This is a genomic window from Citrobacter sp. Cpo037 (assembly GCF_030332945.1).
Taxonomy (GTDB): domain Bacteria; phylum Pseudomonadota; class Gammaproteobacteria; order Enterobacterales; family Enterobacteriaceae; genus Citrobacter; species Citrobacter portucalensis.
Genome location: NZ_JAOWGW010000082.1, coordinates 4,734 through 16,644, shown reverse-complemented (window position 1 = coordinate 16,644; position 11,911 = coordinate 4,734). Strand labels below are relative to the sequence as shown.

The following is an 11,911-nucleotide window of genomic DNA, read 5'->3' as shown; positions in this document are numbered from 1 at the left end:
GGCTTTGTTGAATAAATCGAACTTTTGCTGAGTTGAAGGATCAGATCACGCATCCTCCCGACAACACAGACCATTCCGTGGCAAAGCAAAAGTTCAGAATCACCAACTGGTCCACCTACAACAAAGCTCTCATCAACCGTGGCTCCCTCACTTTCTGGCTGGATGATGAGGCGATTCAGGCCTGGTATGAGTCGGCAACGCCTTCATCACGAGGAAGGCCCCAGCGCTATTCTGATCTCGCCATCACCACCGTTCTGGTGATTAAACGCGTATTCCGGCTGACCCTGCGGGCTGCGCAGGGTTTTATTGATTCCATTTTTGCCCTGATGAACGTTCCGTTGCGCTGCCCGGATTACACCAGTGTCAGTAAGCGGGCAAAGTCGGTTAATGTCAGTTTCAAAACGTCCACCCGGGGTGAAATCGCACACCTGGTGATTGATTCCACCGGGCTGAAGGTCTTTGGTGAAGGCGAATGGAAAGTCAGAAAGCACGGCAAAGAGCGCCGTCGTATCTGGCGAAAGTTGCATCTTGCTGTTGACAGCAACACACATGAAGTTGTCTGTGCAGACCTGTCGCTGAATAACGTCACGGACTCAGAAGCCTTCCCGGGCCTTATCCGGCAGACTCACAGAAAAATCAGGGCAGCCGCGGCAGACGGGGCTTACGATACCCGGCTCTGTCACGATGAACTGCGCCGCAAAAAAATCAGCGCGCTTATTCCTCCCCGAAAAGGAGCAGGTTACTGGCCCGGTGAGTACGCAGACCGCAACCGTGCCGTTGCTAATCAGCGGCTGAGCGGAAGCAATGCACGGTGGAAATGGACAACGGAATATAACCGTCGCTCGATAGCGGAAACGGCAATGTACAGAATGAAGCAGTTGTTGGGAGATTCACTGACGCTGCGTGACTACGATGGTCAGGTAGCGGAAGCTATGGCCATGGTGCGTGCGTTGAACAGGATGACAAAGGCTGGGATGCCAGAAAGCGTGCGTATTGCCTGAAAATCCAGCCAGCTACAGGGTCGTTCGCACGAAATCTTATTTATTCAACAAAGCCCCTTTCAGGGCGAGCGTCACGGCTCCGCCGTTCCGATGGTGTTCATGACCATCACGCGGCTTTATATGTATACTCTGCGTTATGTTAATTTTCGCAGGAATTCATTCACATGGCCCGCTGCAAAGCCCCCAGAAAGCGTAAACCCACACCATCATCACGACGCTCACGCCCCAATTTTCCGAAGCGCTTTCTGGTGTCTGTCCCGCCCCGGAGCGATTATGACGATCCCGATGAGTTCTTTTATGACACACCGCAAGATGCCATCCGTCACTGCGTTCACCTGGGCCCACAGTTTTTCCTCGATACACACTTCGACCCGCCTCTCGTCTGCATCATCCGCGGCTTTGAGCCGCCTGACTCACCCGACGGTGACGTCGTCCTTGAGTCCATGCCAGCCGATGTGTTTATTATCGCCACAGAATCCGGCATGCTCCCGGTGACCTTCTCCCCCTGGGATAAACACACCGACAACTGGGCCGATGACTGTGACGACTGGCACTATAATCACGGCACCACTGCAGAGCGATAACCCGCCGCATGTACACCCCGCGCCCCGCTAAGCTGCTGTTCACCATTGATGACGCATGGAATATGTTCCTCGATAAGCATGGTGACAACATCAGCCCCTGGACCCGCCTCTGCGTCGAGCGCATGCTTGCCTGCGGGACCACTGAGATGGGCGTTCGCCGCTTTTGCTGTTCGTCACCAGACTGCACCCACTCCCGCTTCTTCTGCCAGACCTGTAAATCAAAAGGCTGCAGCTCCTGCGGACATAAAGCCACGGAGCAGTGGATTACAGAGCAACAGCATATTCTGCCCGACTGTGACTGGCAGCATATCACCTTCACCATGCCCCATCTGTTGTGGCCCTTCTTCAACAACAGATAGCCCCTGCTCAACGCCCTGTTCCGCGCCGCCACCCGCGCCATGCTCCGGTGGGCCCGCAGCCAGGGTGTGGAGGTCGGTATCTTCTGCGCCCTGCATACGTACGGCCGCCAGCTTAACCAGCACCCGCACATTCACCTGTCCGTCACCCGTGGCGGGCTGGATATAAAACATGGCGTCTGGCGCGACCTCTTCTTTAAGAAGCACGCCGTGGAGGAAATCTGGCGCGGGGCAGTCATCCGCCTGCTGCGCCACAGCTATGACCTGATAAATCCCGGCAGCCTGCCGGGGCTGGGGCATATCCGCGACAACAGGCAGTGGCAGCGGTATCTTCAGGCGCAGTACGGTCGCCACTGGAAGGTGCACTTTGCGAAGAAAACCCGGGGAGCCTGGCGGAGCGTCAAATACCTCGGCCGGTACCTGAAACGACCGCCGGTGTCGGCGGCAAAGCTCAGGCACTACAGCGGTGGCGCCGTGGTACATCACTATTACGACCACCGCACGCAGCAGTACCGGGAGCAGACGCTGACGCAGGAAGAGATGATCGGGCGATATATCAGTCATATCCCGGCGAAACATTTTAAGATGGTGCGCTACTACGGATTTTTGTCCAACCGGAAACGGGGCGAACTGCTGCCGAAAGTCTGTGAAGCCCTGCAGATGGAGGCGCGGAAAAAACCGGAGCAGCCCGGCTTCGCCGGGCTGATGAAAGGGTTCCTGCGCACGGATCCGTACAAATGCATTCTGTGCGGGAACCGGTTGCGTTTTGTCAGCGCGCAGGCCGGCAGACACGCCACGGAGTTAGTGGCAGAAAGGCTGCACAGCATCGACCGGAAACGATGGCTTCTGACACAGGCCGCGGTATAAGTACGCCTGAAAAACGGGTTTCAGGTTAAAAACTCGCCGAAAACCGCATTTTATTACAATAACTTCCCCGATGGCACGCCATCACTGCGCTTCAGACATCGATGTCTATGGTCAGGGTATTTTTAAAACGATGATTCATTTTCCTAACCATCAAGATTAATTTATCAGCTAAAATATTATGATTTTTAGTCTTGATGCTCACGCAACGTTGCGAGACCCATCACGACCAACCCATACAGAAGACACAGGAGGACGCCGATCGTCGCCAAATTATAAAGTCGACGTGGATATTCGGCGTCTTCAGCTAAGGTCGGTTGACTGACAACAAGTAAATGCTTAAGTTTACGGTACGCCTCAACCCTCGCTTGTTCTAAACTAATAAGTCCACTTTTATACAGATCTGCGGCAAGTGCAGCCTGGGTTTGAACATCCATATAACGAGCAGTAACTTCGTTCATTGCATCCTTGTCTACCCCTGTCAATCGAGATTTTTCCTGTTCTAGCTGCTTGTTTAATGCATCAACCCTGGCCTGTACTGAGATAACTGCAGGTGCCGTTTCTCGCATATAGCTTTGCAGTTGTTTTAACTGAGCTTGCTGCTGTGCCAATTGACCTTCGATTTGACTGACTACGCCCAAGCGGGCTGTACTGGTCGATTCCGGACTTAGCAGGTGATGGGTATTCTGAAAATCCAGTACTTTAGCTTTTTCATCTTGTACCCGCTGATAAGCTCGGTTGACCTCTTTCTCTACAAAAGCCAACTGCTCCAGAGCTACTTGATGGCCCAGTTTATTGATAAAGCCTTCCGATTCTTTCAGCATCAGGTCAACCACACGCTTCCCATAAGCTGGGTCAAACGCCTGAAATTCAATTGTAAGTACGCCGGAGATGTCATCTAAACGTAACGTAAGATGATTACGATAATACTGAATAAACTCTTCTCTGCTGACGTTATCCGACAGCCTCGAAAAAAAGTCTACATTGTGGCTTTGATAATGAGCTTTAAGGCCGAGTTCTTTATCCAGTTTGCCGATTAAATCAGGGGATTTAAGATAGTCCTGTATTAATAAGATGTCTTCATGATTACTGCCCCCAATACCAAGCATCGACAACGCATCGGGTAGCATCTTTATCTGGTCTGCTTGTTTAACAACTAGCTCCGCCCGGCTCACATAGCGATCCGAAGCTATAAGGCAAAAGTAAACAACGGCAATGGTGAAAAGAGCCACCACCCACATAAAGCTTCCGAGTTTCAGACTCTGTTTCCATGAATGCTTCGCCAGGCGATAACCACTGGAATCCACAATGAAATGTTTAGGCTTGGTTTTTAATTTGTGTAACTTACGCATCATTCCTGATGCTTTATTTAAGCGTGTTGGCTGATTCATGGTGTTATTTGCTTATTACAAATTCTGATAAATGCGGATGGCGTCGTCGATATTATCGAACACCTCAAGAGCACTGTTGCGCAGCAAAATACCCATATCGCATTGTTGGCGTAGGTTCTTCATATCATGTGAAACCATGATCAGGCTGGCGGTTTCGCGTTTTTGGTTAAAAATATCTATACATTTCTGCTTAAAGCGGGCATCCCCCACTGACATAATTTCATCGGTCAGGTAGATTTCGAAATCAAAAGCCATGCTTACGGCAAATGAAAATTTTGATTTCATACCGCTGGAATAACCCTTGATCGGCAATTCGTAATGCTGGCCGATTTCAGAAAACTCTTTTACCCACTCCTCAATAGCCTGCGTATCGCGCACGCCATGAATACGGCAAACAAAGCGAGTATTTTCCCTTCCGGTCATACTTCCCTGAAAACCGCCATTTAAAGCCAATGGCCAGGAGACACGGCAGTGGCGGGTGACCTTGCCTTTATTAGGCATATCCATGCCGCCTAGAAGACGAAGAAGGGTAGATTTACCTGCCCCGTTAACACCCAAAATACCGATGTTGCGATCGCGAGGGAGAGTAATGTTTACATCACGCAAAACATAATTGCGGCCAAATTTGGTGGGGTAATACTTAGAAACGTTTTCCAGAACAATCATGCTATTCCCCTTAGCTGGCAATCAGTCGGCGATAGCTCAGGCGATAGCTGCTCATAGCAAACGTTAGCAGTACCAGTGTCACCCCAAATAGATAAGTCCAACTGGCGTTCGGGCTAACGTAGCCAGCAATCCAGCCAGAGCGTATTAGCTCAAGGGCGTGTACCAGGGGGTTCCATAAAAACCAGTGTTGATACTGTGCCGGGATACTTGCCAGGGGATACATAACGCAGGAGATAAACATTAACGGCATCATCAACAAACCGAGGAATTTTTCGGCCTCGTTAACTAAGTTGCCCGTAATGCAAAAGACGATGCCCAATGAAAACGAAAAAATCATCAACAGCATATAGATAAGAATAACTTGTAGCGGGTCATTAGGAACGGCATCAAACCCAAACCACAATAACCCCAAAATCAGAATACCCCCGACCATCATGCCAACAATGGTTTCGAGAATAAAACGAGCGATAAAGGTGGAAAAGGGCGTCACTTGCCGATAGCAGAACAACCCTTTGTTAGCATTGACTGCAGATTGCAGTTTGCTCACCACATTCTTAAAAAAGATAAACGGCAGATAGCCCGCAGTAATAAAGAGTGGTGCAGGCGCGCCACCAAAACCACTGTGCCCGCGCATTCCAAATACAGCACTAAACAGACCAATCATCAACAACGGATCCAACAGCGCCCAGGCATATCCCAGCCGGTAACTCCCGAATCGTGTTTTCAGTTCACGTATAAGCAGGCCAAACGTTACATCGCGCAGCACCTGGAACGAGCTGCGGGGCGTTTGATTGAGAACAGGTTTAAGCATGAGAAGGCCGATATAACAGAACGGGCCCGCGATGAGGCGAGCCCGCTTTAAGGGTTAATTCAGGACCACGTTGGCCGCCACGGCAACCTGATAGATGACCTGGGTAATATCTTTGATGGACTGCATCATTTTGCTGTCCACTTTCGGCATGACCAGAATCTGATCGCCTGCCATCACATCACCGCCGTCTTTAAACTCCATCAGCCCGTTGGCATGTACCACGGCAATACGCTTGTCGTTCGCACGGTCGGTAAAGCCGCCCGCCCAGGCCACATAGTCTTCCAGGGTGGCGCTTTTGTTGTAGACCACCGCCTGCGGCATCATCACTTCGCCACCCACCTGAATCAGGTCGGTCTTGTTCGGGATCACAATCTGGTCGCCCTGTTCCAGCAGGATGTTGGCTATCACGCCCTTATCCGACACCACCACTTTCCCCAGCGGCTGGATCTTGCGGGCTTTTTCCACGAAGCGCATCACCAGCTCGGCTTCTTTAGTACGAATGGAAGCCTCACCGTCGGAATTCGCTGGCGCGGTAAACACGCTGCGCTCCAGGCGGTTCAGGGAGTCTTCCAGCATCTCTTTCTGCCGTGCGGCCACGCTCTTACGCATGATGTAGATCGAGCCGTAATCTGCCATGTTCGGGTCAATCGGAATATGGTTCAGCAGATCGTGCAGTCGGGTCTCTTTACGCACGGTGAAGTAAGATGGCCCACGGTAGCTGCCCATCACCTGCACGTCGTAAACCTGGGCATGCATATCGTCATTGAACAGCACTTTGTCGCCGTCGCTCAGCTGAATGCGGTCAAAATCTTTATACGGCATATAGACCGAGAACGGGCCGCTGGCGCGATCGCCAATTACGCCCACGTGGCTCACCTTCGCGAGCGGCAGGGCATAATCGATAAGCTCGGAGCCCAGCGCGCTGCTGTTCTTTAACTCGAAGCGGAACGGGTTACGCACTTTACCGGCCACGTTGATCATCGGCCCCTGCGGTTCAACCAGGATCACGTCCTGATCCTTCAGCGCCAGCTTTGGCATTTTGCCCTGCTGCATAAACTCGTACAGGTCGATCTGCTGAATGACCCGGTTCTGACGCAACACCTTAATATGACGGTAGCTGCCGCGATCGGAGTCGATACCGCCTGCGCGTTTCAGGAAATAGAGCACGCTGTCGGAAGACTGGCCGGCATATTGCCCCGGACGGATCACCGGGCCGGTCACAAATACGCTGACCGGCGTTGCCGTAAGTAAATTTACATAAACATTAACGTTATTGGTAAATACTTCACTGATGTGGCTGGTAACTAAGTTATTGACTTTACTTGCCGCTACGTTTTTTACATTAATCGGCCCGACATCAGGGATGAAAATATTACCCTGATTATCAACGGTGACGACGTTGGAGAAATTGACTGCGCCCCAGATCCAGATATTCAGCTTATCGCCGGGAGCGATCAGGTAATTATCAGTCAGACCGTCGCTGCGCTCGGTTTCATAGCCACCGGCAAACAGGTTGGCACCGTAAGGAGGGGGCAGACCGGACTCGGACTGCGGGAGTAATTTACGCACGTCGGACTCGCCCGGCAGTAACATGCCCTGGCGGTTTTGCTGCGTAAAAGTCCCGGTGGTAGAGGAGGTGTTCGCCTGACCGCTCATCGCCTGGTCACCGCCGAGTTGCAGTCGGCCGTCGCCGGTATCTGCCGGGGTGTTCATTCCAAAGGCCTGAGCATCTTCCTTAGAAGGGGCGGCAATGGCGGCGCAAGAGGCGCAGGCCAGCAGCAGAATGGCACTCAATTGCCGAAATTTCGTTATCTTCACAACATTTCTCTTCAAAATTATTGAACGGCAAGCAAGTTGCTGGCAGATGCCTGTTCCAGTTGCGGTATCAGATACCAGGTATCACCGTTCTTGCAGGTCACGCCGCGCTGCGACTGGTTGTAGTTACGGTTACGCAGCAGTTCAATGCATTCCAGCCCCAGGGCAGAGACATAGCGCTGACCCAGGGTAAAGGTGGTGCCATTGGCGCTAAGAGTAGCGCCCTGCGGCAGGGTGTTCAGAGGTTGTTGCAGGTTAGCTGCCATAGCGTGGAGATCGGTCGAAGCGGCTTGATTTACAAGCGGTCTTGAGGCTTCAACCTGCTTCGGGGAATATGCACAGCCACTCAGGATGAGGGCGAGCGAAATCACCAGAAGGCGAGTTGCGTTCTTCATTTGTAAATATTTTCCATGTATTCGGAACCTGGCGTGTGAATATAAAAATTCGTAGGTACCCGACTGTTTATATTGCCCAAAAAGTTGACCCGAAGGCCAGGGAGCAGAGGCGCATAGCTGAGGAAGTGAAGCAATAAAGGGCAAAAAAAAGCTAGGCTACCGCACGGAAAATGACGATTCCGGTTAGAAAGTGTTCAATTTGCTTTAGGGTGCTGCCATAAAAAAACTATTCAGTAAACAACTAAATCGTTTTTTATTATTCATGAAAGTGTTTTTGTGTGGCGAAGATTACATTAATTTGCAGATTGTGTCATTTCAAATTTCAGAAATCAGCTCTGAAAAAGGGGAAAAGTCCGAAAGACTATTAACTCTGGTGGGGGTGGCAAAAGCGTATATTGGACATTAGTTTCTGATAGTGATTGTTTCAATTTCAGAGAGTGGAAAACAAATAAGCGCCAGCCGAAATTCGACTGGCGAAGGGGTATTAAACGGTTATTTCTTGTTCAATTAAGGGGTTTGAGGGCCAATGATGTAAAAAACCACGCTAAGGAGGTAATTCATTGTTTAAATTGAGATTTAACGGCCTCAATTCCCCCTTCATAATATCCTCCGGTAGTGTGAACGTATAATGTCCCAGCATGTTGATATGACCATGCATCAGAGGCGAAAGCCGCGCGATATGTTCATCTTCTGGCCCTTCCCCAGTGCTACGCAGGTGCGACAAGGCTTCCTGCATATAAAGCGTATTCCACAGCACCACTGCGTTTGTCACCAGACCCAGCGCACCCAACTGATCTTCCTGCCCCTCGCGGTAACGTTTTCTGATCTCACCACGCTGACCGTAGCAAATGGCTCTTGCCACGGCATGGCGACCTTCGCCCCGGTTAAGCTGTGTTAGGATCCTGCGGCGATAGTCCTCATCATCAATATAGTTGAGAAGATACAGTGTCTTGTTAACTCTTCCGACCTCCATTATTGCCTGAGCAAGCCCTGACGGTCGGGTACTTCTCAATAGCGATCGAATGAGTTCTGACGCATGAATTGTGCCCAGCTTCAGCGAACCTGCAACCCGCATCATCTCATCCCAGTGGCTTTCGATTTTAGAAAGGTCAACACAACCCCGAGCCAGTTCGTCCAACGCCCCGTAATTCGCTGCTTTGTCAGCCCGCCAGAACACCGCCTCACCAGCATCCGCCAGACGAGGTGAAAATTGGTATCCCAGTAGCCAGAACAAGCCAAAGATAATGTCACTGGTACCTGCTGTGTCCGTCATGATTTCAACCGGGTTTAGTCCCGTTTGTTGCTCAAGTAGTCCCTCCAGCACAAAAATGGAATCCCACAGCGTTCCAGGGATCACTATGCCATGAAAACCCGAATATTGGTCAGAGACAAAGTTGTACCAGGTAATGCCGCGCCCTGAACCAAAGTATTTTCTGTTGGGGCCAGAATTCACCGTTTTCACTGGTGTGACAAAACGCATACCATCAGCGGAGGCCACCTCACCGCCACCCCAGTATCCTGCCAACGCTAACGAGGACTGAAAATCAACCAGCCGCGCATTGGCGCTGACCAGCGTTTCTGCTCGGATGTAGTTCTGTTTCACCCAGCTCAGGCGATGGCGGGTCAGTGCAGGGATATTGTGCTTGATCAGCGGCTCATGTCCGATATTGCAGGCCTCAGCCAGCATCACCGCACACAGGCTTATATGCAGATCCTGCGCGCGGGCACCTGACTCGCTGACATGGCTGAATTCACGGGTGAAACCCGTTCTGGCGTCAATCTCAAGCAACAGTTCTGTCAGGTCAACGGGTGGGAGCAATTGTCTGACTCGGCTGCTCAGTCGTATCAGCGCCGGTGGCTCATCCAATTTATCCAGGCTGCTGATGGTCAGCGAAGGATGTTTACCTTCATTGCAGATGTCTACGGCGGTATTGCGGTCAAAACGTGATGCCACCATTTTCCAGGTTTCATCCAACCGTGCTGCCAATTGCACCGATGCTTTACTGCCATTGGTGGGGTGACCCAATGCCCGGCACACTGGAACCCGCTGCGCCTGCCATTCCTCCCCCTGAAGAAGTTTTTGGCGCGGATCACCCCAACGATCGCTGTTTTCCAACCAGATGTCACGACTGCGTAGCGCATCCTGAAGTCGCTCCAGCAGACACAACGAGTAACCCGCTCGCTGTATCCGACCTTCAGCATCGTACACCAGGCGTTTCCAAGGGCCTGAAATGATATGCTCAGGTGCATCGTCCAGGATCCGTTTTTTCGAGCCGTTTAGCTCTGCCAGGTAATGGATGGCCGCGAGGGTATGTTCACCGTCTGGAGCCGCCCGGAAGTGCAGATCGCGCAGTAGTGCGGGCAAAAAACGCCTTACCCGTCCGTACTGCTCCACCATTTCATCCTGAAAGTTTGTATCCTGGGGGCGGGCCAGTTCATTCACTTTTTCCACTGACTCTGCCAGTCTGGCGACAGGTACACTGCTGAATATGGTCTTTCGCAGCAAATCATCACCAGTATCTTCATCAAGTAAAAGTGCACATGCCCGCACCAGCAACAACGCCGCACGGTCAAGATCCTTGAGCGTCCTAAGTCGCTTTTTCTGCCCGGTTTTCTTCGCCTCCCTGGTAATATTGAGGATCAGCATATCCAGCACGTCAACGGCCTCGTCCAGCGCCGAGATTTCTTGCGCTTTCACGAACGCGGTAAGGATAGCCAGCCGCCGTTCTTCTGGCATTCTGCTGATATATTTCACCGATGCCATTCCGGCATAGCGTGCCAAGTTGCGGAGCTGTATGGCAGGCAGCCCAGTGAAATTCAGGCAGGAAAATTCCAGGCTGCGCAGGCGAGTGTAACGTTCAAGTGCTTCAGTGAATGCGGGGCCGCTGATAGTGACAGGGCCTCTTTTTAGGTGCTCCATCACTGAGAGTCGCTGTCCTTCGGGGATTTCAAGTAACCCAGCCAGTTGTGCGGCCTGCCAACGGTTTGGCAGCGCGGCCAATTTTCGCCATAAGCGGCGGGTCGCACGCTCACGGATTTCACCAATGACCCTCGTAAGGGTGGATGCGGCTGGCAACAACACTTTATTTTGAAGCAACCACGCGGTGGCAAAATCGAACATCAGTCCGGGGCGTTCATTACTGAGCCATGCACGAGTATACAGCAATCGCTTCAGTCTGAACGACCACGGGAAATCACCGAAATCATGATAGCTGTAGTGCTGCCTGATAAGCCCGTGGTGCTCCCAACGTGTATTTTCCCTTTGAGCATAGCGGGAGATGATCTCTGGATAGCGGATGTTAAGTTGCCTTGCGACATAAAACTGGACACCGGGCGGTATTTGCATGAGATCGGGCAAGAAGGTTCCCAGAAAGCGGGCGGTTGTGAGTTGAAGGGCAATCCCCAACCGGTTATGCCTGCCCCTACGTAGGTTGATGAAAGTAAGGTCTCGCTCATCAAGATGAAAATACCGTGCCAGTTGGATCTCGTTTGGCTCTGCGGCATAACGCCCGTAGTTCTGTGTCTGTTTGTCGGTCAGAAAATCAGCAGCCATCACGCATCCTTTCATTATTTATTGATCCGTATTATTTTGGCGGTATCAGATATTATAAATTTTGAGACCAATGAAAACTGCCCTAAACATGAGTATCAAAAATCGTGATTTATGCCTTATGATACTACGCAGTATCAATATCGATTTATGAGACCAAAATGGCATTATTAGGGTATGCAAGAGTATCAACCAGCCATCAGAAACTGACGAGCCAGGTTACTGAGCTCAACACAGCGGGAGTGAGGGATGATCGAGTGTTTACTGACATGATGTCGGGAGCAACTGAATCGCCATGGGTTTAACAGACACCTCAGAGTCATTTAAGATGGCTTAAAGAGAGGTGCCCATGAGCGGTAAGCGTTATCCCGAAGAGTTTAAAACTGAAGCAGTCAAACAGGTTGTTGATCGCGGTTATTCTGTTGCCAGCGTTGCAACACGTCTCGATATCACCACCCACAGCCTTTACGCCTGGATA

9 protein-coding genes and 2 pseudogenes are annotated in these 11,911 nt (G+C 51.3%); 5 read left to right on the top strand and 6 right to left on the bottom strand.

What is annotated here, in order from left to right; translation table 11 throughout:
- Positions 1 to 32: 32 nt before the first annotated feature.
- The 3 genes and pseudogenes from OGX94_RS23990 (at position 33) to OGX94_RS23975 (ending at position 2,808) form a co-directional block, all read left to right on the top strand.
- Positions 33 to 1,001 carry an IS5 family transposase gene (locus tag OGX94_RS23990; RefSeq protein WP_000654811.1) on the top strand — a complete coding sequence of 323 codons (969 nt, stop codon included), beginning with the start codon at positions 33 to 35 and terminating at the stop codon, positions 999 to 1,001.
- Between the two features lie 164 nt (positions 1,002 to 1,165).
- Positions 1,166 to 1,585, top strand: a complete 420-nt coding sequence (locus OGX94_RS23985; protein ID WP_220703627.1) for a hypothetical protein — start codon at positions 1,166 to 1,168, stop codon at positions 1,583 to 1,585.
- Between the two features lie 8 nt (positions 1,586 to 1,593).
- Positions 1,594 to 2,808 (top strand): annotated as a pseudogene (locus OGX94_RS23975) (IS91 family transposase).
- A 185-nt stretch (positions 2,809 to 2,993) separates the two neighbouring features.
- Here the strand turns inward: OGX94_RS23975 and OGX94_RS23970 are convergent.
- The 6 genes from OGX94_RS23970 to OGX94_RS23945 all read right to left on the bottom strand — a co-directional run bounded on the left by OGX94_RS23970 (position 2,994) and on the right by OGX94_RS23945 (position 11,436).
- The gene (locus OGX94_RS23970) at positions 2,994 to 4,196 is read right to left on the bottom strand and encodes a sugar transporter (protein WP_220703628.1); all 1,203 of its coding nucleotides are present in this window, start codon (positions 4,194 to 4,196) and stop codon (positions 2,994 to 2,996) included.
- 15 nt (positions 4,197 to 4,211) lie between these two features.
- Positions 4,212 to 4,862: an ABC transporter ATP-binding protein gene (locus OGX94_RS23965; RefSeq protein WP_148361454.1), complete on the bottom strand. Its 651-nt coding sequence runs from the start codon at positions 4,860 to 4,862 to the stop codon at positions 4,212 to 4,214.
- A 10-nt stretch (positions 4,863 to 4,872) separates the two neighbouring features.
- Positions 4,873 to 5,673, bottom strand: coding sequence for an ABC transporter permease (locus tag OGX94_RS23960; RefSeq protein ID WP_148361455.1), 801 nt, complete (start codon positions 5,671 to 5,673; stop codon positions 4,873 to 4,875).
- 54 nt (positions 5,674 to 5,727) lie between these two features.
- Positions 5,728 to 7,491: a polysaccharide biosynthesis/export family protein gene (locus OGX94_RS23955; protein WP_032174572.1), complete on the bottom strand. Its 1,764-nt coding sequence runs from the start codon at positions 7,489 to 7,491 to the stop codon at positions 5,728 to 5,730.
- Between the two features lie 17 nt (positions 7,492 to 7,508).
- Positions 7,509 to 7,883 carry a hypothetical protein gene (locus OGX94_RS23950; RefSeq protein WP_032174571.1) on the bottom strand — a complete coding sequence of 125 codons (375 nt, stop codon included), beginning with the start codon at positions 7,881 to 7,883 and terminating at the stop codon, positions 7,509 to 7,511.
- Between the two features lie 544 nt (positions 7,884 to 8,427).
- Positions 8,428 to 11,436 carry a Tn3 family transposase gene (locus OGX94_RS23945; protein WP_176350077.1) on the bottom strand — a complete coding sequence of 1,003 codons (3,009 nt, stop codon included), beginning with the start codon at positions 11,434 to 11,436 and terminating at the stop codon, positions 8,428 to 8,430.
- 158 nt (positions 11,437 to 11,594) lie between these two features.
- On the opposite strand from OGX94_RS23945, the pseudogene OGX94_RS23940 reads away from it, so the two are divergent.
- Positions 11,595 to 11,723: pseudogene (locus OGX94_RS23940) on the top strand (recombinase family protein); the annotation flags it as partial.
- Between the two features lie 59 nt (positions 11,724 to 11,782).
- Positions 11,783 to 11,911 (top strand): transposase (locus OGX94_RS23935; protein WP_032151009.1); only part of this gene is annotated, 129 nt, incomplete at its 3' end.